The 23,508-nt window shown below is 70.6% G+C and carries 18 protein-coding genes; 4 read left to right on the top strand and 14 right to left on the bottom strand.

Going from position 1 to position 23,508, the window contains the following annotated elements; all coding sequences use genetic code 11:
• Positions 1 to 107: 107 nt before the first annotated feature.
• The 8 genes from AC07DA_RS15240 to AC07DA_RS15205 form a co-directional block, all read right to left on the bottom strand.
• Entirely contained in the window at positions 108 to 1,256 is a 1,149-nt protein-coding gene (locus tag AC07DA_RS15240) for an ABC transporter ATP-binding protein (protein WP_479128206.1), read from the bottom strand.
• Positions 1,249 to 2,307, bottom strand: a complete 1,059-nt coding sequence (locus AC07DA_RS15235) for an ABC transporter ATP-binding protein (RefSeq protein ID WP_479128204.1) — start codon at positions 2,305 to 2,307, stop codon at positions 1,249 to 1,251. The genes AC07DA_RS15240 and AC07DA_RS15235 overlap by 8 nt, the downstream gene beginning before the upstream one ends.
• Before the next feature lie 11 nt (positions 2,308 to 2,318).
• Positions 2,319 to 3,281 carry an ABC transporter permease gene (locus AC07DA_RS15230; protein WP_479128202.1) on the bottom strand — a complete coding sequence of 321 codons (963 nt, stop codon included), beginning with the start codon at positions 3,279 to 3,281 and terminating at the stop codon, positions 2,319 to 2,321.
• Positions 3,274 to 4,203 carry an ABC transporter permease gene (locus AC07DA_RS15225; RefSeq protein WP_479128200.1) on the bottom strand — a complete coding sequence of 310 codons (930 nt, stop codon included), beginning with the start codon at positions 4,201 to 4,203 and terminating at the stop codon, positions 3,274 to 3,276. The genes AC07DA_RS15230 and AC07DA_RS15225 overlap by 8 nt, the downstream gene beginning before the upstream one ends.
• Before the next feature lie 133 nt (positions 4,204 to 4,336).
• On the bottom strand, positions 4,337 to 5,947 hold the full coding sequence (locus AC07DA_RS15220) for a peptide ABC transporter substrate-binding protein (protein WP_479128198.1): 1,611 nt from the start codon (positions 5,945 to 5,947) through the stop codon (positions 4,337 to 4,339).
• Between the two features lie 617 nt (positions 5,948 to 6,564).
• Positions 6,565 to 8,472: a translational GTPase TypA gene (gene typA, locus AC07DA_RS15215; protein WP_479128196.1), complete on the bottom strand. Its 1,908-nt coding sequence runs from the start codon at positions 8,470 to 8,472 to the stop codon at positions 6,565 to 6,567.
• A 143-nt stretch (positions 8,473 to 8,615) separates the two neighbouring features.
• A complete protein-coding gene (locus AC07DA_RS15210; RefSeq protein ID WP_479128194.1) occupies positions 8,616 to 9,281 on the bottom strand; it encodes a hypothetical protein in 666 nt (221 codons plus the stop codon).
• 109 nt (positions 9,282 to 9,390) lie between these two features.
• Positions 9,391 to 11,568 (bottom strand): ABC transporter family substrate-binding protein, encoded by a 2,178-nt coding sequence (locus AC07DA_RS15205; protein ID WP_479128192.1) that lies wholly within the window; start codon positions 11,566 to 11,568, stop codon positions 9,391 to 9,393.
• A gap of 289 nt (positions 11,569 to 11,857) precedes the next feature.
• On the opposite strand from AC07DA_RS15205, the gene AC07DA_RS15200 reads away from it, so the two are divergent.
• From AC07DA_RS15200 to AC07DA_RS15185, 4 genes are read left to right on the top strand one after another with little or no spacing between them, the layout of a single operon-like run.
• On the top strand, positions 11,858 to 12,148 hold the full coding sequence (locus AC07DA_RS15200; protein WP_479128190.1) for a hypothetical protein: 291 nt from the start codon (positions 11,858 to 11,860) through the stop codon (positions 12,146 to 12,148).
• A 54-nt stretch (positions 12,149 to 12,202) separates the two neighbouring features.
• Positions 12,203 to 13,039 carry a hypothetical protein gene (locus AC07DA_RS15195; protein WP_479128188.1) on the top strand — a complete coding sequence of 279 codons (837 nt, stop codon included), beginning with the start codon at positions 12,203 to 12,205 and terminating at the stop codon, positions 13,037 to 13,039.
• Positions 13,040 to 13,055: 16 nt separating this feature from the next.
• Positions 13,056 to 14,996, top strand: coding sequence for a fumarate reductase/succinate dehydrogenase flavoprotein subunit (locus AC07DA_RS15190; protein ID WP_479128186.1), 1,941 nt, complete (start codon positions 13,056 to 13,058; stop codon positions 14,994 to 14,996).
• The gene (locus tag AC07DA_RS15185) at positions 14,993 to 15,769 is read left to right on the top strand and encodes a succinate dehydrogenase/fumarate reductase iron-sulfur subunit (protein WP_479128185.1); all 777 of its coding nucleotides are present in this window, start codon (positions 14,993 to 14,995) and stop codon (positions 15,767 to 15,769) included. The genes AC07DA_RS15190 and AC07DA_RS15185 overlap by 4 nt, the downstream gene beginning before the upstream one ends.
• Before the next feature lie 106 nt (positions 15,770 to 15,875).
• Here the strand turns inward: AC07DA_RS15185 and AC07DA_RS15180 are convergent, their stop codons facing one another.
• The 6 genes from AC07DA_RS15180 to AC07DA_RS15155 form a co-directional block, all read right to left on the bottom strand.
• Positions 15,876 to 18,542, bottom strand: coding sequence for a SpoIIE family protein phosphatase (locus AC07DA_RS15180; protein ID WP_479128183.1), 2,667 nt, complete (start codon positions 18,540 to 18,542; stop codon positions 15,876 to 15,878).
• Between the two features lie 252 nt (positions 18,543 to 18,794).
• The gene (locus tag AC07DA_RS15175) at positions 18,795 to 19,226 is read right to left on the bottom strand and encodes an ATP-binding protein (RefSeq protein WP_479128181.1); all 432 of its coding nucleotides are present in this window, start codon (positions 19,224 to 19,226) and stop codon (positions 18,795 to 18,797) included.
• 136 nt (positions 19,227 to 19,362) lie between these two features.
• Entirely contained in the window at positions 19,363 to 19,797 is a 435-nt protein-coding gene (locus AC07DA_RS15170) for a (deoxy)nucleoside triphosphate pyrophosphohydrolase (RefSeq protein WP_479128179.1), read from the bottom strand.
• A 633-nt stretch (positions 19,798 to 20,430) separates the two neighbouring features.
• Positions 20,431 to 20,622, bottom strand: a complete 192-nt coding sequence (locus AC07DA_RS15165) for an SPOR domain-containing protein (protein WP_479128177.1) — start codon at positions 20,620 to 20,622, stop codon at positions 20,431 to 20,433.
• 341 nt (positions 20,623 to 20,963) lie between these two features.
• The gene (locus AC07DA_RS15160; protein ID WP_479128175.1) at positions 20,964 to 21,716 is read right to left on the bottom strand and encodes a GntR family transcriptional regulator; all 753 of its coding nucleotides are present in this window, start codon (positions 21,714 to 21,716) and stop codon (positions 20,964 to 20,966) included.
• Between the two features lie 147 nt (positions 21,717 to 21,863).
• A complete protein-coding gene (locus AC07DA_RS15155; protein WP_479128173.1) occupies positions 21,864 to 23,003 on the bottom strand; it encodes a DUF4190 domain-containing protein in 1,140 nt (379 codons plus the stop codon).
• Between the last annotated feature and the right edge of the window lie 505 nt (positions 23,004 to 23,508).

The following is a 23,508-nucleotide window of genomic DNA, read 5'->3' as shown; positions in this document are numbered from 1 at the left end:
GGCGTCCGCGTGTACGGCGGAGGGCGGTGGGGCTTTCCCTCCCGCCCATGCCGAAAGGGCTGGCTCCAGCACCGAACGGCGTGGGGGACCAGCCCTGTGGCAGACGATCAGGCCGCGTGGACCACGTCCTTCTCCTCGGCGAAGTGGCAGGCCGACTCGTGGGCCGCCGGGGTGTCCTCGCCCTGGAAGTGCTCCGGGATGGCCAGGAGGGGCACCTCCTGGGCGCACTTGTCCTGGGCCTTCCAGCAGCGGGTGCGGAAGCGGCAGCCCGAGGGCGGGTTGGCCGGGGACGGGACGTCGCCGGTGAGGATGATCCGCTCGCGGCCCTCACGGGACTCCGGGTCGGGGACCGGGACGGCCGACAGCAGCGCCTGGGTGTAGGGATGCGTCGGGTGGTCGTAGATCTGCTCGTCGGTGCCGATCTCGGCCATCTTGCCGAGGTACATGACCCCGACCCGGTCCGAGATGTGCCGGACGATCGACAGGTCGTGGGCGATGAACATGTAGGACAGGTTGAACTCGTCCTGCAGTCGTTCCATCAGGTTGATGACCTGGGCCTGGACGGAGACGTCCAGGGCCGATACCGGCTCGTCGCAGATGATGATCTCGGGGTTCAGTGCCAGGCCGCGGGCGATGCCGATGCGCTGGCGCTGGCCGCCGGAGAACTGGTGCGGATAGCGGTTGATGTACTCCGGGTTGAGGCCGACGACGTCCAGCAGCTCCTGCACCTTGCGACGCCGGTCGCCCTTCGGGGCCACCTCGGGGTGGATGTCGAAGGGCTCCCCGATGATGTCGCCCACCGTCATACGGGGGTTGAGCGAGGTGTACGGGTCCTGGAAGACCATCTGGATGTTGCGGCGTACGGCCTTCAACGCGCGCCCGGACAGCTTGGTGATGTCCTGGCCCTTGTAGAAGATCTCGCCGGCGGTCGCCTTCTCCAGCATCATCAGGAGCTTGGCGACCGTGGACTTGCCGCAACCGGACTCGCCCACTATGCCGAGCGTCTCGCCCTGGTAGAGGTCGAAGGAGATGCCGTCGACCGCCTTGACCGCCCCGACCTGCTTCTTGAAGAGGATGCCCTGGGTGAGTGGGAAGTGCTTGACCAGGTTCCGCACTTGCAGGATCGGCTCTCCCCGCTCGACCGGCGCCTCGACCGCCGCGACCGCCTCCGACTCGGAGTGCGCGTCGACGACCTCGACCTCGGAGACGTTGGGAGTGGCGTCCTGCGGCTCGTCGGTCTTGCTGAGCTCAGCCATGGATCGTCTCCTTCCAGAAGTGGCAGGCCGAGCCGCGGCCGGCCAGCTCGGTGCCGTCCCGCTCGGTGACAGGGTGCAGGGGCGGGATGTCGGTACGGCAGACGTCCTGGGCCTGGGGGCAACGCGGGTTGAAGGCGCAACCGGGCGGGATGCGCAGCAGGTTGGGCGGCAGGCCCTTGATCGCGTACAACTCCTGGCCCTTCTGGTCCAGGCGTGGGATCGAGTCCAGCAACCCCTTGGTGTACGGGTGCGCGGGCCTCTTGTACAGCTCGTGCACGGGGGCGGTCTCCACGATCCGCCCCGCGTACATCACGGCGATCTTGTCCGCGACGTCGGCGACCACGCCGAGGTCGTGGGTGATCAGGATCAGGCCCATGTTGTACTCGCGCTGCAGCTCCGCGAGCAGGTCCATCACCTGGGCCTGGACCGTCACGTCGAGGGCCGTGGTCGGCTCGTCGGCGATGATCAGGTCCGGCTCCAGGGCGAGCGCCATCGCGATCATGATGCGCTGGCGCATGCCGCCGGAGAACTGGTGCGGGTAGTCGTTGACGCGCTCCTTGGCTGCCGGGATCTTCACGCGGTCCATCAGCTCGATGGCCTTGGCCTTGGCGTCCTTCTTGCTCAGGCCCTGGTGGACGCGGAACATCTCGCCGAGCTGGTAGCCCACGGAGAGCACCGGGTTCAGCGAGGACAGCGCGTCCTGGAAGATCATCGCGATCTTGCTGCCGCGGATCCTGCGGCGCTCCTCGTTGGACATCTTCAGCATGTCCTGGCCGCGGAAGAGGATCTCCCCCTTGGGGATACGACCGGGTGGCATGTCGAGGATGCCCATGATCGCCTGCGCGGTCACGGACTTGCCGGAGCCGGACTCGCCGAGCACGGCGAGCGTCTCACCGGCGGCGACGGAGTAGTTGACGCCGTTGACGGCCTTGGCGACCCCGTCACGGGTGTGGAACTCCACGTGCAGGTCGCGGACCTCGAGCAGCGGGCGGCCCGGATCTCCCGAGCCGTCCGGCGCCGGAGACTCGGCCGTTTCATCGATGATGGTCACGTACGCCTCCCTCAGCGCATCTTGGGATCGAGGGCGTTGCGCACCGCATCGCCGAACATCAGGAACGAGAGCACCGTAATCGAGACCATCACCGACGGGATGATCAGGGTGTGCGGGGCGATGCGCAGCTGCTCACGTCCTCGCGCCACGTCGCCGCCCCAGGACACCGCCGTGTCGCCGAGACCCACGCCCAGGAAGGACAGGGTGGCCTCGGCCGCGATGTAGCCGCCGAGCGCGATGGTCGCCACGACGATGATGGGCGCGAGCGCGTTGGGCAGGATGTGCCGGAGCAGGATCCGGCTTGTCGATGCGCCGAGCGCCTTCGCGGCCACCACGTAGTCCGACTGCTTGATGGTGATCACGGCACCACGGGCGACTCGGGCGATCTGGGTCCAGCCGAGGAAGGCGAGAGCCATGATGACGACCGGCACGGTGCGGTCGTCGAAGGAGTTGAGGACCACCAGGGCGCCGAGCAGGAACGGGATGCCGAGGAAGACGTCCGTCATCCGCGAGAGCAGGGTGTCGGTCCAGCCGCCGAAGTAGCCGGCGATCATGCCGATGACCGTGCCGAGGATGGTGACGGCGACGGTGACGCCCACACCGACGCTGATCGAGGCGCGGGCGCCGTAGACGACGCGGGCGTAGATCGAACGGCCCTGGACGTCGTAGCCGAACCAGTCGGCGGCGAAGACGTGTCCCCAGTTCGGCTTGCCCAGGTAGTGCTTGGCCAGGTCGGCGTCGCGCGGGGAGGCGCTGGTGAACAGTCCCGGCCAGACCGCCATCACCAGCAGGAACACGATCAGCACGCCCGAGACCAGGAACAGCGGGTTGCGCCGCAGGTCGTGCCAGGCGTCGGACCACAGGCTGCGGGCCTTCTCGGGAGCGGGGCCGGCGTCGGCCACGACAACGGCCGCGGTGCTCACGGTGTCGCCGGGAAGGGCGTCGACCTTCTTCTCAACGGTCTTGTCAGGCATACCGGATCCTCGGGTCCAGGACCGCGTAGAGCAGGTCGACGATCAGGCTGGCGGCGAGGTAGATGAGCACCAGCAGCGAGGCGATGCCCACGACCGTGGCGCCCTCCCGCCGGGTGAGCGCCTCGTAGACCTCGAAGCCGACACCCCGCACGTTGAAGATGCCCTCGGTCACGATGGCTCCGGTCATCAGGCTGCCGATCTCGATACCGAGGAAGGTGACCACGGGGATCAGCGAGTTGCGCATCAGGTGGACACCGATGACACGGCGGCGCGGCAGCCCCTTGGCCACGGCGGTGCGAATGTAGTCGGAACGCAGGTTCTCCGCGATCGACGTGCGGGTCAACCGGGCGACGTAGGCGAGGGACAGCGACGCCAGCACGATGGCCGGCAGCGCGAGCTGGCCGAAGTCCGTCGTGTCGGTCACGGTGGGCGTGGTGACCTGCCACTTGAACGCGAACAGGTACTGCAGCAGGAAGCCCAGCACGAAGGACGGCATCGAGACCAGGACCAGCGTCAGCGTCAGCAGTCCGCGGTCCCGCAGCGTGTCGGGGCGCAGGCCGGCGACGACACCGAGGCCGACACCCACGAGCGTGACGAAGGTGAAGGCGAAGAGCGTCAGCCGGAGGGTCACCGGGAACGCACCGGCGATGATGTCCGCGATGGGCTGCTTACTGGCGACCTGGGTACCGAAGTCGCCCTGAACCAACCCGATCATGTAGTTCATGTACTGCTGAAGGAGCGGCTGATCAAGGCCGAGATCCTTCTTGATGCTCGCCACCACCGCCGGGTCGTACGCCTGATCCCCCATCATCGCCCGGACGGGATCGCCGGGCAGGGCGTACATCATGCAGAAGATGATCAAGGTTGACCCGATGAACACCGGGATCATCTGGAGCAGTCGCCGTGCGACATAACGCCCCATAGGTGCCTCCGTGAGGGGTTAACGCAGGTGCGGGGGTCGCCTCCTGGCGAGGAGACGACCCCCATGCACCTCCCACCGCCACCTGAACGGCGGCGGGTTTACGGCCGAGGGGAAGAGGTTCGAGAAGTCCCTCTTACTTGGTGGTGACGCCCCACACTTCGAGGTCACCGTGGAAGTCGACGTTGACATTGTCGACGTTCTTACCGTGGCCGCCGTTGATGCGGTAGTACCAGAGCGGGATGGCCGGCATGTGCTCGACCAGCTTCTTCTCGACCTCCTGGAAGGCCTTCACCGACTCGTCGAGGGACTTGGCCTGGTCGGCCTTGTTCATGAGCCCGTCGATCTCCTTGTTGGAGAAGCGGCCGTTGTTGGCCTCGGCGGTGGTGTGGTACAGCTCCTTCATGAAGTTGGCGTTGACCGGGTAGTCGGCGACCCAGCCACCGCGGTACATGCCCTTCACCTGGTTGTTGTCACGCGCCTCGAGGTCCGTGGGGAAGTCCGGCTTGGGGTCGCCCACGCACTCGACACCGGTGACCTTGCGGATGGACTCGCAGACCGCGGTCACCCACTCCTTGTGTCCACCGTCGGCGTTGTACTGGATGGTGAACTTGTTACCCGGAACGCCGCCGCCCTCCTGGACGAGCTTCTTGGCCTTCGCCGGGTTGTACGTGAACACGTCGGTGTCCAGGTTCTGGTAGCCCTTGACGCCCGGCGGCGTGAAGCCCTTGGCGGGCGTGCGGGTGTTGTTCAGAACCGTCTTGGTGATCGTGTCACGGTCGATCGCCATCGACAGGCCCTGCAGGACCTTCGGGTCGATGTCCTTGAAGGTCTTGGAGTAGAACGCAGGAGTCAGCGACTGGACGGCCGCGTACGGCTGCTCGATGGCGCCGTCGCCCAGGTCCTGCTTGTACTTCGGCAGGTCCGTCGGGCCGACCTGGCGGATCATGTCCAGGTTGCCGGAGACGACGTCCTTGTAGGCGGCCTCGACCGTCGTGTAGTTCTTGAACTGGACGCCCTTGTTCTTCGCCTTGTTCGGGCCCTGGTACTCGTCCCAGGCCTTGACCTGGATGAGCTTCTTGTGGTCCCACTTCTCGAACTTGTAGGGACCGTTGCCGACCGGCTTCTGACCGAAGGCCTTCGGGTCGTCGTAGAAGGCCTTCGGCAGCGGGGCGAAGGTGTAGTAGCCGAGCTTGTAGTTGAAGTACGGCATCGTGTACTTCAGCTCGATGGTGAAGGTGTGGTCGTCCACCGCCTTCAGACCGGACATGGCGTCGGCCTTCGGGTCACCCTTCTCCGGGTGGACATCGTCGTAACCCTTGATGTCCTGGAACCAGAAGGAGTTCTGCTGGTTGTTCTTGATGTTGGCGTACCAGTTCCAAGCGTCGATGTACGACTTGGAGGTGACTTCCTCACCGTTGTGGAACTTCCAGCCCTTCTTGAGCTTGACCGTCCACGTCTTCGAGTCCTTGGTGTCGACCGACTCGGCGTTGGTGTAGACGATGTTGCCCTTGGCGTCGAAGTCCAGCAGCTGGGTGAAAAGAGCCTGGATGACGTACGAGCCGTTGTTCTCGTTGGTGTCGGCCGGGATCAGCGGCTTCTGCGGCTCGCCGACGTCGATCGAGACGTACCCCGCAGGGCCGGAACCCTTGCTCTTACCCTCACCGTCGCCGCCACCGCAGGCAGTGGCGGCCAGGGCGACGACAATCGCCCCCGCGACCCACTTGGCGCTCTTGGCACCGCGCATGGGTTCCTCCTATGAAGTCATTGGTTCACCGCAAAGGGAGCACAGACAGACCACCGCCACCGCCCGTCGCCGGTGCCGGAAATCGTCAAGTGCCCCCGCGCTCGTGAGTCGGCGCCGCTGCCGGCGGGTGACCCGTTCATCCGAGCTCTACGCGCCTAACTATCTGCCAAACGCCAGGACCGAACCACACTCTCGAGGTCTCGGTTCGATCACAGCTCTCGCCTACATCTTCCAAAATCCGGACAAAGGGTTTGGTGAAAGATCCCTGCGAAACGGACTTGTTACACATCTATCGGTGGTCACTGTCCGCATTCCGGACGCGAGAGTGAGATAAACCGCTTGCGACTACCGTGGCTCCCGTGCAGGGTGCCACCGGTGGTTGTCGCGCGCTCAAGAGGCTTGTGCGGCAAGGCCGTTGTGCGGCCCCGTGGCCGGCGAGGCGCGGCACTTCCGCAGCAGGGTAGTGGGAGCGGGCCGTTCCGGACGGCGACGCCGGGCAAATCGAGGGTTTTCCCTAACCCTTCCTCAACCCTTCCTTCGCGTCGTTCTCCCTTTGACGAACAGCACCGGGCACCCCACGGGAGCGGGGTGCCCGGTGCTGTCGTTGGGGGGAGGCGTCAGCCGTGCTTGGCGCGGCTGGCGGCGCGGGCGCGCTCGCGGGCGTCCAGGTTCACCTTGCGGATGCGCACGGCCTCCGGGGTGACCTCGACGCACTCGTCGTCCCGGCAGAACTCCAGGGACTGCTCCAGCGACAGCTTGCGGGGCGGGACGATCGACTCGGTCACATCGGCCGTCGAGGACCGCATGTTCGTGAGCTTCTTCTCCTTGGTGATGTTGACGTCCATGTCGTCGGCGCGGGAGTTCTCACCGACGATCATGCCCTCGTACACCTCGGTGCCCGGCTCCACGAACAGCACGCCGCGCTCCTGGAGGTTGGTCATCGCGAACGCGGTGACCGCACCGGCACGGTCGGCGACCAGGGAGCCGTTGTTGCGGGTCTGGAGCGTGCCGAACCAGGGCTCGAAGCCCTCGTGGATGGAGTGGGCGATGCCCGTGCCGCGGGTCTGCGTCAGGAACTCGGTCCGGAAGCCGATCAGGCCGCGGGAGGGCACGACGAACTCCATGCGGACCCAGCCGGAGCCGTGGTTCGACATGTTGTCCATGCGGCCCTTGCGGACGCCCATGAGCTGCGTGACGGCGCCCATGTGCTCCTCGGGCACGTCGACGGTCATGCGCTCGACGGGCTCGTACGTCTTGCCGTCGATCTCCCGGGTGACCACCTGGGGCTTGCCGACGGTCAGCTCGTAGCCCTCGCGGCGCATGGTCTCGACCAGGATGGCCAGCGCCAGCTCGCCGCGGCCCTGCACCTCCCAGGCGTCCGGGCGCTCGGTCTCCAGGACGCGCAGCGACACGTTGCCGATCAGCTCGCGGTCCAGGCGGTCCTTGACCTGGCGGGCGGTGACCTTGCGGTCCTTGACGGCCGCCTTGTTGTCGGCGCCCTTGCCGGTGGCGCCGCGGCCGACCAGCGGGGAGGTGTTGGTGCCGATGACCATGGAGATCGCCGGCTCGTCGACGGTGATCAGCGGCAGCGCGACCGGGTTCTCCGGGTCGGCCAGCGTTTCGCCGATCATGATGTCCGGGATACCGGCGACGGCGCAGATGTCACCGGGGCCGGCCTTCTCGGCGGGCTTGCGGGTGAGCGCCTCGGTCATCATCAGCTCGGAGATGCGCACGTTCTGGACGGACCCGTCGCGCTTCATCCACGCGACCGTCTGGCCCTTCTTCAGCTCGCCCTGCTGGACGCGCAGCAGCGCGATGCGGCCGAGGAAGTTGTCGGCGTCCAGGTTCGTCACGTGCGCCTGGAGCGGGGCCGACTCGTCGTAGGTCGGGGCCGGGATGTGCTCCAGGATCGTCGAGAAGAACGGCTCCAGGCTGGTGGAGTCGCCCGGGACGGTGCCGTCGTCCGGCTTGGTGAGGGAGGCGATGCCGTCGCGGCCGCAGGCGTAGACGATCGGGAACTCGATCTGGTCCTCGTCGGCGTCCAGGTCCAGGAACAGGTCGTACGTCTCGTTGACGACCTCGTCGATCCGGGAGTCGGGGCGGTCCGTCTTGTTGATGCACAGGATGACGGGCAGCCGCTGCTGGAGCGCCTTGCGCAGCACGAAGCGCGTCTGCGGCAGCGGGCCCTCGGAGGCGTCCACGAGCAGGACGACGCCGTCGACCATCGACAGACCGCGCTCGACCTCGCCGCCGAAGTCGGCGTGGCCGGGGGTGTCGATGATGTTGATGGTGATGGGCTCCCCGCCGTCCTTGGGGTGGTACTTCACCGCCGTGTTCTTGGCGAGGATCGTGATGCCCTTCTCACGCTCCAGGTCGTTCGAGTCCATCATGCGGTCGTCGACCGAGTCGAGCTGGTGGGCGGCGAAGGCACCGGCCTGCTTCAGCATGCCGTCGACGATGGTGGTCTTGCCGTGGTCGACGTGGGCGACGATGGCGACGTTGCGGATGTCGTGGCGCGTGGCCATAAAAGGCGTACTCCCGGAGTGGTGAGGAATGCCCTGCGCGTACGTCGGTGGTGCGCGGGCCCTGCCGGGCTCAACATGCCACGGCCTCACCCCATGGTACGGGTCCGCCACCGTAGGGGTGAGCCGGGTTGCGTCGGTGCAGGTCAGGGCCTTGTCGTGCGGGGTTCGCCCGGTCCGCAGGCGTGCCGGGCGGCCTCCCGGGCCAGAGCGGTGTCCGGGCGCTCGGCGCAGCCGGTGACGCCGGCGATGTCGACCGTCCAGGTACGGGCCCGGCCGGAGGCGGTCCTGCCGTCCGGGCAGGTGTGGCGGAAGTCCGCCGAGACTTCCCGGACACCGGCGTACTGGTAGTACGTGCCCGCCTCACGCGGGGTGAGGCGGCCCTCGCCGAGCGCCGGGGCCCGCTGCCCGGGGTCGGTGAACGCCCAGGTGTCGCCCGCCTCCGCCAGGGTGGGCGCGTCGGAGTCGATCTCCCCGGTCTCCTTGCCGAGGGAGAACAGGACCTCAGCGGCGGGTGGTGCCGGTCCGTCGGCGCGGACCGAGGGGACGGGCGTGTACACGCGCCGTACCGGGTTGCGCAGCGCGCCGCCTCCCTCGTCCAGCCGCTCCGGACGCGAGACGCCGGTCAGCCGGTCGCGCGTGGTGACCGGGGACCAGGTGAAGGTGCCCGCTGCGCAGGCCCGCGCCCGGGACGTGCCGCTCTCACGCGGGGTGGCGCGAGCCCCCGGTTCCCCGGTGCACGCCGTCAGCGCGGCCACCAGCGCCCCGATGGCCAGGCCGGCCGCGCAGGCCCGCCGTACCGTTCCGTCCATGTCCGCCCCCCCCCGTACGCGGACGCCCGGCGCCCGCACCATGATCACTGCCGGCCTCATGGTGGGGACGCCGGGCGGGCGGCGGCAAGGCATTTGAGCGTTTCCGGAGCTAACGGGCGGTCGAGCCCTTCACGGACGGGCCCGGGGCCGGCTTCGCGCCCTTCTTCAGGAAGCCCATGTCCTCGTAGATCGGTGTGCCGAGGCCGAAGGCGCCGGCGTTGGCGAGGTTCTTGCGGGCCGCGAGGAGCTGGGGGCGCTGGAACAGGGGGATGGAACCGGCCGCCGCCCAGATGCGGGAGTCGGCCTTGCGGATGAGGGAGCGGGACTTGTCCTCGTCGAGCGTGGCCACGGCCTCGTCGAAGAGCTGGTCGACCTGGTCGGTGCCGACGCGGGTGTAGTTCTGCTCGACGCTCAGGGAGCCGTCGGCGGCCGGGACGGGCTTGGCGTAGACGGGGCGGGCGTCGGTGGCGGGGTAGGCCGTGGCGGGCCAGGAGTAGAGGGCCAGGTCGTACTGGCCGGAGGCGATGTGGTCCTTGAAGTAGGACTCGTCGGAGACCTTCGAGATCTCCGTGCCGATGCCGACGCGCCGCAGCATGCGCGTGATGCGGTCGGCGACCGTGCGCAGCGTCTGGGAGCCGGGCCCGGAGGGGAGCACGAACCGGAGCGTGAGGGCCTTGCCGTTCTTGGCGAACGGGGCGGCCTCCTGGTTCGCCGGGGCGGCGGTGCCCCGCGGGGCGTACGCGCCGGGGGCGCCGCCCGGGTGCGGGTGCTTGTACTGCTTGCCGTCCTGGGCGAGGTGGCCGGCCGGGTCCTGTGCGGGTGCCTTGCCGTCCTCGGCGTCGGAGGAGCCGTCGGCCTCCTCGCCCTCGGCCCCGGCCGCCTTCTCCGCCTCCGTGTCCTTGTCCTTGTCCTTGTCCTTCTTCTGCTCCTTGACCGGGCCGCCGCGTACCCAGCCGGCGTCCGCGAGCAGGGCCTGGGCCTCTTCGGTGTCCTGGTCGCCGAGGGCGCCGCTGTTGTCGGCGTAGGCGGCCTGGCCGGACAGGGCCAGGTGGCTGCCGACCGGGACGGCGGGCAGGCCCAGGGGTTCGAGGACGGCCTCGGCGAGTTCCTCGCGGTCCAGGGCGCGGGCGACGGCCCGGCGGACCCGTTCGTCGGCCAGGGGGCCCTCGGCGCCGTTCAGGGCGAGCTGGGTGAAGGCCGGCTCCAGGGACTTGCGCACCTCGAAGCCGCGCAGGGCCTGCTGCTGCCGGGCGTACTTGGCGGCCGCCTTGCGCAGCTTCTTGCGGGCGACGGTCTCCTCGTCGGCGGCGTCCTCGTCGCTGCCGTGGGCGACGGCCCAGGAACGCAGGGCGTCCGCTGCGGACCGGTCGGCGCCCGGGCCCATCAGCGGGCTGCTGGAGCTGTGCGGGCGGGCGGCGACGGTGATGCGACGGGCCGCGGTGGGGTCGATTTCGGCCAGGTCGAGGGTGCCGGCGGCCAGCTCGGCGGCCCGCTTGGCGCGCGGGACGGTGCGCAGCTCGATCGCGGAGAGCTTGGCGGGCTCGCCCCACCAGCGCGGGTTGCGGGCCAGGGTGATCCTGTCGTTGTCGGTGTCGACCTTCCGCACCGTGAAGGGGCCGGCGGTGACCTTGAGCTTCTCGCGGGCGCCGTCGTTGAAGGAGTCCGGGGTGCCCATGACGTCCTTCGGGTACAGCGGGGAGAACAGCGAGCGCCAGTCGGCGTAGGGGCGGCTGAAGGTGACCCGGACCTCCAGGGCGCTGTCGCCGCGCTCGACCTTCTGGATGCGGTCGTAGCCGGCGTTGCGGGCGGTCCAGTAGGCGGTGTCCTTGCCGGACAGGGCGCGCCACTGGGCGGCGAAGTCGGCGGCGCCGATCTCCCGGCCGTCGCTCCAGACGGCCTGCTGGTTGAGCTTGTACAGCACGACCTGCTTGGGCTCGGTCTCGACGACCTTCGCGGACTCCAGGTAGGCGGGGTTGCGCTCGGGGCGGCCGGAGGCGTCCATCCGGAACATCGACGGCAGGACGGCCTGGGCGACGCGGGTGGTGGTGGCGTCGGCGTCCGACTGGAAGGTGTTCAGCGTGTCCGGCACGGAGTCGACGGCCCAGCGCAGGGTGCCGCCGTCGGCGATCTTGTCGCGGGCGGCGGGCCGGATGTCCGGGGCGGCGAGCGGCTTGCCGGCCGGGTCCTCGGAACCGCACCCGGCGAGCGCGGGCACCGCGAGCACGCCCGCGGTGAGGAAGGCGACCGAGCGCGTGACCGCACGCGGGCCGACACCGTGCTGGGACATCTGTGCTACCTCCGGGGAGCCACGGGCGTTACGATCACATTTGGCGGTATTTGGAGTTCATCTGATGTACGCGGCCACTGAAGAGGAAAGGGTTCGGCAACACAGGGCGACACGGCGGTCACGGACGGGAAGCCACCCGTGCGGCCCAACGCACCGCGCGATGCACCCACACGCCTCGGCCAATCGATGCACATCCCCTTCACAGCACAAGGTGTGACGCGCAACACTCGCAGGCGCATGAACGTTGCCGCCTTGGGCCTCGAAGGACCCGTGGAAGTGAGGGCAAGTCATGTCCGTTCACGACGATCTGACCTCGGTCCAGCGCTCCCTCGACGACCTGCTCCGGTCGCTGGGACGCCTGGAGAAGCAGCTCGGCACCGGCGGCCTGGAGATGCGCCGCGTCCGGGCCGACGCCAACCACCTGCGCGAGAGCCTCGCCCTGCTGCGTGAGGCCGCCGCGTCACCGACCGCACCCAAGCGCCCCGAGCTCGTCACCATCTCGGACGCGCCGTACGACCCGTCGCTCTGGATCGACTCGGACGACGAGGGGCTGGGCGCCCGGGACCGGCGCGCTCCCTGACCGGGAGGGCGTCGAGCGACCGGCACCTCCCCCGAACCCGACCGGAGTCGTCACGTGGCCACTGGTACGGAACCCCCCGCCACCGAACCCCTTCCCAGCAGCGGCGGCGTACGGGCGGGTACGCGCGCCGCGATCGCCGCCCCGCACCTGCGCACCGACCGCTGGTGGCTGGCCCCGGCCGGCACGGCCGCGGGCCTGCTGGCCTTCATCGTCTACTCGACCTGGCGGGCCTTCGCCGACGCCGACTACTACGCGGCGCCGTACGTCTCGCCCTTCTACTCCCCGTGCCTGGCGGAGCGGTGCGAGCCGATGAGGGCCGGCCCGAACTGGGAGGTCTTCGGCAGCTGGTGGGGCATCTCGCCCGCGATCATCATCCTGATCTTCCCGCTGGGCTTCCGGCTGACCTGCTACTACTACCGCAAGGCCTACTACCGGGGTTTCTGGGCGTCCCCGCCGGCCTGCGCGGTGGCCGAGCCGCACAAGAAGTACACCGGCGAGACCCGCTTCCCGCTGATCCTGCAGAACGTCCACCGGTACTTCTTCTACGCCGCGCTCCTCGTCGCCGGGATCCTCACCTACGACACGGTGCTCGCCTTCCGCGACGAGCACTACGCGTGGGGCCACATGGGTCTCGGCACGCTCGTGTTCCTGGTCAACATCGTGCTGATCTGGGCGTACACGATCTCCTGCCACTCCTGCCGGCACATCGTCGGCGGCAAGCTCAAGCACTTCTCCAAGCACCCCGTGCGCTACCGGATGTGGCAGTGGGCGGGCAAGCTCAACGCCCGGCACATGCAGCTCGCCTGGGCGTCCCTGGTGAGCGTGGCGCTCGCCGATCTCTACGTCTACCTGGTCGCGTCCGGGGTCTTCGACGATCCGCGGTTCTTCTGATGAGTGAGGCGCTTTGATGTCCGTGGTCGACCGGCAGGAGTGGGACGTCGTCGTGGTGGGCGCGGGCGGTGCCGGGCTGCGCGCCGCCATCGAGGCCCGTGAGCGGGGCGCCCGCACGGCCGTGATCTGCAAGTCGCTGTTCGGCAAGGCGCACACGGTGATGGCCGAGGGCGGCATCGCGGCGGCGATGGGAAACGCGAACGAGAACGACAACTGGCGGGTCCACTTCCGCGACACCATGCGCGGCGGCAAGTTCCTCAACCAGTGGCGGATGGCCGAGCTGCACGCGCAGGAGGCGCCGCAGCGGGTGTGGGAGCTGGAGACCTGGGGGGCGCTGTTCGACCGCACCAGGGACGGCCGGATCTCCCAGCGCAACTTCGGCGGCCACGAGTACCCGCGGCTGGCCCACGTCGGCGACCGCACGGGCCTGGAGCTGATCCGCACCCTCCAGCAGAAGATCGTCTCCCTCCAGCAGGAGGACTTCGAGGAGACCGGCGACTACGAGTCCCGGCTGAAGGTCTTCCAGGAGTGCACGGTCACGCGGGTGCTCAAGGAGGACGGACGGGTCGGCGGCGTCTTCGGCTACGAGCGCGAGTCGGGCCGCTTCTTCGTCCTGGAGGCACCGGCCGTGGTGATCGCCACGGGCGGCATCGGCAAGTCCTTCAAGGTGACGTCGAACTCCTGGGAGTACACCGGCGACGGCCACGCGCTGGCCCTCCTCGCGGGCGCTCCCCTGCTGAACATGGAGTTCGTGCAGTTCCATCCGACCGGCATGGTCTGGCCGCCGTCGGTGAAGGGCATCCTCGTCACCGAGTCGGTGCGCGGCGACGGCGGCGTGCTGCGCAACTCCGACGGCAAGCGGTTCATGTTCGACTACGTCCCGGACGTCTTCAAGGACAAGTACGCCGAGACGGAGGAGGAGGCCGACCGCTGGTACGACGACCCGGACCACAACCGGCGTCCCCCCGAGCTGCTCCCCCGCGACGAGGTCGCCCGGGCGATCAACTCCGAGGTGAAGGAGGGGCGCGGCTCCCCGCATGGGGGCGTGTTCCTCGACGTGTCGACGCGGATGCCCGCCGAGGTGATCAAGCGGCGGCTGCCGTCGATGTACCACCAGTTCAAGGAGCTGGCGGACGTCGACATCACCGCGGAGGCGATGGAGGTCGGGCCCACCTGCCACTACGTGATGGGCGGGATCGCCGTCGAGTCCGACACGGCGGCGGCGCGCGGGGTGCCCGGGCTGTACGCGGCCGGTGAAGTGGCCGGCGGCATGCACGGCTCCAACCGGCTCGGCGGCAACTCGCTGTCCGACCTGCTGGTGTTCGGCCGCCGGGCAGGCCGGCACGCGGCCGAGTACGCGGCGGGACTGGCCGGGGCGCGCCCGGCCGTCGACGACGAGCAGGTCGACGCCGCCGCGGCCGAGGCCCTGCGGCCCTTCTCGGCCGAGACGGAGACCGGGGACGCGGCCGGGCGCCCGCCGGAGAACCCGTACACGCTGCACCAGGAGTTGCAGCAGACCATGAACGACCTGGTCGGCATCATCCGCCGCGAGACGGAGATGAAGCAGGCCCTGGAGAAGCTGGCCGAGTTGCGGGTGCGGGCGCGGCGGGCCGGGGTCGAGGGGCACCGGCAGTTCAATCCGGGCTGGCACCTCGCCCTGGACCTGCGGAACATGCTGCTGGTCAGCGAGTGCGTGGCGCGGGCCGCCCTGGAGCGCACCGAGTCGCGCGGCGGGCACACGCGCGAGGACCACCCGTCGATGGACCGCAAGTGGCGGCGGATCAACCTGCTGTGCGCGCTCGCCGACCCGGCGGGCGAACCCGCGGCGACGGACCCGGCCCGCGGCCGGATCACGCTCACCCGTGAGACCACCGAACCCGTCCGTGCCGACCTGCTCGCCCTGTTCGACAAGGAAGAGCTGGTCAAGTACCTCGCCGAAGAGGAGCTGTACGAATGAGCGGCTATGCGGCCCACTTCAAGGTGTGGCGCGGGGACGTGAGCGGCGGCGGCCTGGAGGACTTCGAGGTCGAGGTCAACGAGGGCGAGGTGGTGCTCGACATCATCCACCGGCTCCAGGCCACCCAGGCGCCCGACCTCGCCGTGCGCTGGAACTGCAAGGCCGGCAAGTGCGGTTCCTGCTCGGCGGAGATCAACGGGCGGCCGCGGCTGATGTGCATGACGCGCATGTCGGTGTTCGGCCGGGAGGAGACGATCACGGTCACGCCCCTGCGTGCCTTCCCGGTGATCCGCGACCTGGTCACGGACGTCGGCTTCAACTACCAGAAGGCCAGGGAGGTCCCGGCCTTCGTCCCGCCGGCCGGGCTCGCCCCGGGCGAGTACCGCATGATGCAGCAGGACGTGGACCGGCCGCAGGAGTTCCGCAAGTGCATCGAGTGCTTCCTGTGCCAGGACACCTGCCACGTGGTGCGCGACCACGAGGAGAACAAGCAGGCGTTCGCCGGGCCGAGGTTCCTCATGCGGGTCGCGGAGCTGGACATGCATCCGCTGGACGCGGCGGCGGAGGCGGGCCTGGACCGCAAGTCCACCGCCCAGGACGAACACGGCCTGGGCTACTGCAACATCACCAAGTGCTGCACGGAGGTCTGCCCCGAGGGCATCAAGATCACGGACAACGCGTTGATCCCCCTGAAGGAACGGGCGATCGACCGCAAGTACGACCCTCTGGTCTGGCTCGGCTCCAAGATCCGGAGACGTTCCTCGGCGGGCTGATCACCGGCTCACCCCACTCCTCCTCGTACGCCCGCCGGTCCGCCTCCGTCGCGGCGAAGCGCTCCCCGGGGGGGGGGGGGGACCGGCGGTGGCCGCTCGCCGCGGCTCAGAACAGGCTCAGCAGCGCCTCCGCCGGGTCCGGCAGGCCGTTCCCGCCGTCCGGCAGCGGGAGTTCGAACCAGACCGTCTTGCCGCGGGGCGTGCGGCGTGAGCCCCAGGCGGCGCTGAGGAGGCCGACGAGCTGGAGGCCGCGGCCGCCCTCGTCCGTGTCGCGGGCCCGGCGGCGGCGCGGCTGGACCAGGCCGGAGTCCCACACCTCGCAGACCAGGGTGCGGTCCAGCAGCAGGCGGAGCCGGATCTCGCCCTCGCCATAGCGCAGGGCGTTGGTGACCAGTTCGCTGACGAGCAGTTCGGTGGTGTCGACGAGGGGCTCCATGTCCCAGCTGAGCAGCTGGGCGCGCGCGTACTCCCGGGCCCGGCCCACGCTGCGCGGTTCGCGCGGCAGGGTCCAGTCGCCGACGGACTCGGTGGGCAGGCCCTGGACACGTGCCATCAGCAGCGCGATGTCGTCCTCGCCGTGGTGCGTGTCGAGGGTGTTGAGGACGTGGTCGCAGACGTCCTCCAGCGGCTGGGTGGGGTCGGCGAGGGCGCTGACGAAGGCCTGCAGGCCCTCGTCCAGCGGATGGTCGCGGCTCTCGACCAGGCCGTCCGTGTAGAGCGCGAGCAGGGCGCCCTCGGGCAGTTCCACCTCCACCTCCTCGAAGGGCTCGCCGCCCACGCCGAGCGGCATGCCCGGCGGCACGTCCAGCATCAGCGCCGCCTCGCCCGGTTCGACCAGGACGGGCGGCAGATGGCCCGCGTTGGCGAACGTGCAGCGCCGGGTGACGGAGTCGTAGACGGCGTACACGCAGGTGGCGAGGTAGACCTCGGACAGGTCCGCCTCCCTGGGGCGGCGGGCCGCCCGGGTCGCCTGCTGCACGCCTCCCCCCGTGCCGAAAGCCTGGGAGGGGCCCCCGGGAGCACCGAGGTTGCGGGCGATCTCGTCGAGCTGCGAGAGCACCTCGGCCGGTTCGAGGTCGAGCTGGGCCAGGGTCCGTACGGCCGTGCGCAGTTCGCCCATGGCGACGGCGGCGCGCAGGCCGCGGCCCATGACGTCGCCGACGACCAGGGCGGTGCGGTGCCCGGGCAGCTCGATGACGTCGAACCAGTCGCCGCCGACCTCGCTGGGCCGGCCCGTGTTGGCGTTGCCGGGCAGGTAGCGGCAGGCGATGTCCAGGCCGGAGGCCTCCGGGTCGCCGGGCGGGAGCAGGGACCGTTGCAGTATCAACGCGCGTTCGTGCTCGCGCCGGTAGAGGCGGGCGTTGTCGATGCAGACGGCGGCGCGCGCGGCGAGTTCGACGGCCAGGTCGCGGTCGCGGTCGCCGAAGGGCTCGCTGCCCTTGGCCCGGGCGAACTGCACCAGTCCGACGACGGTGTCGTGGGCGACCATCGGCACGGCGAGCGTGGACTGCACGAGCCCGCCGTCCTCGGGGGGGACGACCTGCGGGCGGGCCGTGCGCAGGGCGTCCGCGCAGGGCGAGTTGAACGGGTAGTGGTGGACGGCGCCGACCGTGACGGGCGCGCCCGTACCGGCGAACGGCGCGTCGGACACGGCGCTCGCGAAGGCCACGCGGCGCAGCTCGGCGCTGCCGTCGGCGAGCCCGGGCGGGGTCTCGTCGCCGGCCAGCAGACCCTGGTAGAGGTCGACGGTGGCCAGGTCGCAGAAGCCGGGGACGACGACGTCGAGGAGCTGGCGGGCCGTGGTCTCCAGGTCGAGGGAGTTGCCGATGCGGGCGCCGGCCTCGTTCAGCAGGGCCAGGTTGCGCCGGGCGGCGGCGGCCTCGCGGGCGGCGGCGCGGCGGGCGGTGATGTCGATCCCGAGCCAGGCGACGCCGATCGGACGGCCCGAACCGCTGTGCACGCGGTAGAGGTTGACGGACCAGTGGCGGCGCTCGTCGGAGCCCGGCACGAACCCCGTGACGTGCATGTCGGTGATGGAGCTGCCGGTCTCCAGGACCCGGCGCAGCGTGGCGGCGACCCGTTCGGCCTCGCCGCGCGGGAGGTAGTCGTGGACGCCCTTGCCGCGGTGGTCGTCGGGCGCGCCGCCGAAGATGGACGCGAAGCGCTGGTTGACGCGGCGCACCCGCAGGTCGGTGTCGATCAGCAGGAAGCCGAACGGGGATTGACTGAAAATGGCCTGCGAGGCGGCGAGGTCGGTCTCGATGGTGCGCAGCGTGCGCACGTCGACGACGATGCACACGGCGGCCTTCTCACCGTCCTCGGTGCGCGTCGGCATGACGTACACCTCGGCGAGTCCCTCATGGCCGCACTCCCCCTCGGCGCCCTTCGGCATCCGGAAGGGCACCACGCCGGTCCACTCGCGGCCGTCGAGGATCTCGGCCATCTTGCGCAGGCCGCGCTCGCGGTGGCGCGGGTCGATGAACGCCTCGATGGGGTCCATGCCGACGGCGCGTGCGGCGGGGATGCCGAAGAGGTGCTCGGCGCGCAGGCTCCACTGGTCGACCAGCCCGTCCGGGCCGATGGAGAAGGACGCGACCTTGATGTAGTCGTAGATGGATCCGGGGGGACTGCTCTGCCACATGGCGTCCCCGGGCCGCACCGCGTCGGCCGCGAGCGCACCAGGGACCGCGGAGGCCGGGCCGTCCGCGGCCCTCGCCCTCGCGCCCTCCGACGGGTCCTCGGACTCCGTGGCCTTCGCTGGTATCTCGCTCACGCGAACCGTCCCCTCCAGCTCACCGCGCCCGGTACCGGTCACCAGGGGCGGCTGCCCGCAGTATCCAGCACTACGGTGCCGCACGACACGGTGTTCACGATCACAGCACGGTCCCGATGGTTTTCGGTCCGGACCGTGAGAACACTTCCAGTCTTCTAACCAGGGGACACGTCGTCGAATCCCTCGCGCCGGCAACCGCCACTGGCCTGAACCAATCGCTCTACAGCGGTACCGGGTACGTACACCGTTTTTTCACTCCGGCACCGCCAGTTCGAACCACACCGTCTTGCCCGCGCCGCCGGGCCGGGTGCCCCAGCGGCGGGAGGACGAGGCCACCAGTTGCAGGCCGCGGCCGCTCTCGTCCTCGGGCCGGGCGGTCCGCTCGCGGGGCGGGTCCGGCAGCGGGTCGGAGACCTCGACCAGCAGCACGCCGTCCAGGCCGGAGGGGCGGACCAGGCGGACGCCGATGGGGCCGGTGGCGTACCGCAGGGCGTTGGTGACCAACTCGCTGACCAGCAGGGCCGCGAGGTCGGCGAGACTGTCCAGGTCCCAGCCGCGCAGCCGGCCGCGGACGGCCTGGCGTGCGGCGCGCACGGCGTCCGGTTCGGCGGGGAAGGTCCAGTCGGCGCGGTCACCCTCGGTGTCGATCACGCCGATCACTTCCCAGCCAGCAGACCCACCCATGTCCGGTTTCGTGGGGTTAATGGGCACATACCCGATATCCGGGGCGGAGTACCGCACGATGCGGCGCACTGTGGCACGAAAGGCGTACGGGGCGCCCGTACGGCAGGCGCCCCGCGGCGCACGCCCCTTGCGGGTCTCAGGCGCCGGGCTCTTCCCGTACGCCCGTGCGGAGGCTCCCCAGGTGGGCGAGGGTCTGCCGGACGGCCGGGACGTCCTGCTCGAGCCAGTCGACGTCCCAGATCTCGCCGGGGCCGAGCCAGCGCAGTTCGTCGTGGTCCTGCAGGGGCTCGGGGGCGGCCGAGCCGGGCCGCAGCCGCGCGGTCCACACGCGCAGGACGTAGGGCGGCCGCAGGGGCCACTCGCCCGGGATCCGCTCGCCGGTCTCGGCGTCGACGCCGAGTTCCTCGCGCAGCTCGCGCACGAGCGCCGCCTCGGCCCTCTCCCCTGGCTCCACCTTCCCTCCGGGCAGCTCCCAGCGCCCGGCCAGGTCGGCGGGCGCACTGCGCCGGGCGGCCAGCAGCCGCCCGTCGTCGATCAGCGCGGCCCCCACGACGACGATGTGCTGAGTCATGCCGGGAGCCTACGGGAGCGCCGCGGCCCACCCGCGGGGCGGGCGCCGCGGGCGGACCGGCCGGGCCCGGGCCCGAGCCCCGGGCAGACAGGGTCGACCCTGCTGACACCGGATCAGCCGATCTGAGTGACTGGGCAGGGATCAGCCGGGGACGAGTCGGCCCGCATGGAACCAGCCCTGACCGGAGCCAGCCCTGCACGAGCCAGTCGTACACGGAGTCGGTCTTGCACGGAGTCGGCCCCGCACGGAGTCGGTCTTGCACGGAGTCGGCCCCGCACGGAGTCGACCCCGCACCGAGCCGGCCTGCCCGGAGCCGGCCCTGCATGGAACCAGCCCTGCCCGGAGCCGGCCCTGCCCGGGCCGATCGTGCAGGGTGTCGGCCTGGCACGGAGTCGGCCTGGCACGGGAGTCGGCCTGGCACGGAGTCGGCCCTGCATGGGACCAGCCCGGCACGAAGTCCACCCCCGCACCGCGCCTGCCCTGCCACGAAGTCCACCCGCACCGAGCCGACCCTGCCGCGGAGCCAGAGCCAGCCCCGCTGAATGCCGGGCAGGAGACGGCCCGGTGCGGAGTCATCCGGGCATGCGAGGGCCCGGCAGCGAGCCGGCCGGGCGCGAGACGCCCGGCAGCGAGTCAGTCGTGCGTGGCCGGCCCGCTCTGGCCCAGTCGTTCGACCCAGTACAGCTGCTTGTGGCCGCGGCCGTCGAGGCTGTCGGCGATCTTCTGGGCCTCGGCCCGGGTCGCGTACCGACCGACGCGGTAGCGATTGCCGTTGTCGTCCTGACGAATCACGAGCCAGGGAAGAGTGACCGTGCTGTCGTTCATCGCGCCCCTCCACTTCCCGCCCGCGGCCTGTGCCGAGCCCCACCCGCTAAGGAAACCGCAATGCGCATATGCCCGAGCGTACGCCTAACCTTCACGCAGCGAATACGGCTTTTCACCAAGAGGTATGCAACCAGCCAGGACTCAGGGGGCGCACGTCGGCGAACGCGCCGTCCGGGTACCTCGGCGCACCTGTTCGGAGGCATGCCGCGGGGACGGCGGGCGACCTGGGCAGACGGGGGCCGGCTCGGGGTCGCGCACGACCCCGGGCGGCGGTGGCCGTGCCGGTGATCGGGTGAGCGGGGCGCGCGGGGAGCGCGCCACGGGGCGGATGGGAGCGCGCGCTACTTGACCGGAAGGTGGTAGGCGACCCGGTACCGGTCGGCCGGGATGACCACGTCGGCCGTCTCGACGGGACGGCCCGAGGCGTAGAACGTGCGCTGGATGACCAGGACCACGTGGCCCGGGACGCCGCCGAGCAGCAGCAGCTCCTCCGCGAGGCCGGGGCGGGCGCCGAGCTCCTCGGTGACGTTGTCCACGATCACGTCGATCGCGCGCATGCGCTCGACGACCCCCATGCCGCCGAGCGGTCCCTCCTCCGGCAGCATCACCGGCGTACGGCCCGTCACGGCGAGCGGCTCCCAGGACGTGGAGAGCATCATCGCCTCGCCGCTCTCGCGGTACAGGTACTTCGTGCACATCACCCGGTCGCCCGGCTCGATGCCCAGCCGCTCGGCGACCGCGACGCTCGCCTCGGACTGCTCGCTGCTGGACTCCCAGGTGCCGCGCCCCTCGCCGTCGGCCTGCTCCTGGCGGAACGGCGTCGCCCCGCCGGTCGGGCGGTAGCCGGAGCGGGAGATGCGCCGGGGCACGGGCCGCTCGCGCACGTACGTCCCCGATCCGGAGCGGCCCTCGACCAGCCCTTCGGCCATCAGGACCTTGCGGGCCTCCAGGGCGACGGTGTCCGAGACGCCGTACTCCTGGCGGATCCTGGCCTGGGAGGGGAGGCGGGTGTGCGGGGGGAGCTGACCGTCGACGATCTTCCTGCGGAGATCACCCGCGACACGCAAGTACGCCGGCTGCTCACCGAATGTCACTGGCCGCTCCCATCAGGTTGTACAGACAGCAACAGCGTGGCAACCGTACGTTGTGTCGTGCAAGCAAAGGCCAGAGAATCACTCGATGTGATGACATGGTGGCCCCGAGGGCTTTACGCAGGCACTTTCTCCCCGCTATAGCCGCCCTCACACCTGCGCTGCGGAGGCACCGCCCTCGTCCTCGTCGGGGACCGGCGGGGTCGCGGCCAGCCCGAGGGCCTTGCGCGCCGTGACGGTCGCCGGGCCGTCCACGAAGGCGTAGGCCTTGTCGTAGTGCGTGAAGTAGGTGTCCGCGTCGGGGGCCTCGCCCGCCCGGGCCCACTCCTCGCGCGCGTCCTCCAGGTCCTCGACCAGGCGGGCGACGGGCTGCCGGGCCCCGGACGGCCAGGAGTGGCCGCGCAGCGCCTCGATCTGCTCGCCGAGCACGTCGTGCACCTGGGCGGCCCAGGCCCGGTGGCCGGCGAGGTCGTCCTCGGGGGCGGCCTCGGGCTCCTCGTACAGCGCCGTGTCGAAGGCGTTGGCCGTGGAGAGGAAGACGACCTGGTCGGCGTCGAGCGTGGTGGGGTCCCCGCGCAGCGAGCCGGTCAGCTGGGCCCCGGCCTCGGTGTTGCCGAAGACGCAGGTGATCACGCGGTCGCCGTAGCGCCAGCTCTCCCGGGAGGGCAGCAGGTAGTACACGTCCACGTGGACCGGCACCGCCCAGGAATCCATGGCGTACTGGTCCTGGAGCGCGTAGCACCGCTCGTCGGCGATGTCGGTGATCGCCCCGTCGCCCGGGAAGGCACCGCCCGGCAGCGTGACGACCCCGAAGACCTCGCCGTCGTGGCGGCCCGTGCAGGAGACCGGGTCGACGTCGTAGGTGTCGCCCTCCAGGCCGCCGGGCGCGTCGAAGCAGTCGCCCTCGTCCAGCGTCAGGCTCTCGTTGCCCCGCGCGCCGTCCTTGAACCCCTCCCACGCCTTGGACGCGGCCCCCGTGGACAGCACCACCGCCCACAGCAGGACCCCGGCGGACGACAGCGCCATCCCCGCGATCGCCAGTCCCCGCCCGCTCTGGCCGGACCTCTTGACCTGACGCAGCGCGATCAGCCCCAGCACCGCTCCCAGGGCGGGGACGAAGCAGAGCACACCGAGCACGAGGGAGGCGACGGCCAGGGCGTTGACGGAGACCGGTGCGCCGTACGGGCGCCCGGCGCCGCCGTACGGACCGTGGGCCCGCGACGGGCCGGCGGGGGGCGGAGCGTACGGGTCCCGGGGCTGCGGGGCCCCGGGGGGCGGGGGTATCGACACGGGGACGGTGCTCCTGGGTGAGGCGGCGGGGTCGGGCGGTACGGCTCGGCGCATCGTAAGCGGCGGCGCCCGGGCGCGGAACGCGGGCGGCCGGGCGGCCGGCACGGGCGTGCCCGCGACCGCCTCCGGGGCGGGCCGCGCAGGAGACCCGTGTGGCGGCCGTGCCGGGTGGACTCCCGCCATCCGGCGGCCGCTTGACCGGCACTGAGGGCCGCTCGTGCGTGGCCTCGCGTACCGGGCGGGTGGGCGGACGCCCGTTCACCACGGCGGTACGGGGCGGGGTTCCCGCGTTGCCGCCGTGCCGGGCCGGAAGCCCCCGGGCTACGCCCTTCCGTCGTCCCCCCGGCCTGGGAGAAGGGGAGCCGGAGCACGGGATTCCGTGACCGACGGTCCGTCACCAGTATCCCGCGGCCCGTGCAGGGCCCTTGTGCAATTCCTGTGGAGGCCTCAATCTTTCGGCTGACGCACCGGAGTCACCCCTTGGTTGACATGACCATGACTTCCG

The organism is Streptomyces sp. NPDC044921, assembly GCF_056432865.1.
The sequence above is the reverse complement of the archived record's forward strand: the minus strand, read 5'-3'. Positions and strand labels throughout refer to the sequence as shown.

Coding starts and splice junctions, on each gene's coding strand:
- AC07DA_RS15190 (WP_479128186.1), top strand. CDS start 13,056: ATGTCCGTGGTCGACCGGCAGGAGTGGGACGTCGTCGTGGTGGGCGCG.
- AC07DA_RS15220 (WP_479128198.1), bottom strand. CDS start 5,947: ATGCGCGGTGCCAAGAGCGCCAAGTGGGTCGCGGGGGCGATTGTCGTC.
- typA (WP_479128196.1), bottom strand. CDS start 8,472: ATGGCCACGCGCCACGACATCCGCAACGTCGCCATCGTCGCCCACGTC.
- AC07DA_RS15165 (WP_479128177.1), bottom strand. CDS start 20,622: ATGAACGACAGCACGGTCACTCTTCCCTGGCTCGTGATTCGTCAGGAC.
- AC07DA_RS15210 (WP_479128194.1), bottom strand. CDS start 9,281: ATGGACGGAACGGTACGGCGGGCCTGCGCGGCCGGCCTGGCCATCGGG.
- AC07DA_RS15170 (WP_479128179.1), bottom strand. CDS start 19,797: ATGACTCAGCACATCGTCGTCGTGGGGGCCGCGCTGATCGACGACGGG.
- AC07DA_RS15230 (WP_479128202.1), bottom strand. CDS start 3,281: ATGCCTGACAAGACCGTTGAGAAGAAGGTCGACGCCCTTCCCGGCGAC.
- AC07DA_RS15205 (WP_479128192.1), bottom strand. CDS start 11,568: ATGTCCCAGCACGGTGTCGGCCCGCGTGCGGTCACGCGCTCGGTCGCC.
- AC07DA_RS15240 (WP_479128206.1), bottom strand. CDS start 1,256: ATGGCTGAGCTCAGCAAGACCGACGAGCCGCAGGACGCCACTCCCAAC.
- AC07DA_RS15225 (WP_479128200.1), bottom strand. CDS start 4,203: ATGGGGCGTTATGTCGCACGGCGACTGCTCCAGATGATCCCGGTGTTC.
- AC07DA_RS15175 (WP_479128181.1), bottom strand. CDS start 19,226: ATGGGTGGGTCTGCTGGCTGGGAAGTGATCGGCGTGATCGACACCGAG.
- AC07DA_RS15200 (WP_479128190.1), top strand. CDS start 11,858: ATGTCCGTTCACGACGATCTGACCTCGGTCCAGCGCTCCCTCGACGAC.
- AC07DA_RS15185 (WP_479128185.1), top strand. CDS start 14,993: ATGAGCGGCTATGCGGCCCACTTCAAGGTGTGGCGCGGGGACGTGAGC.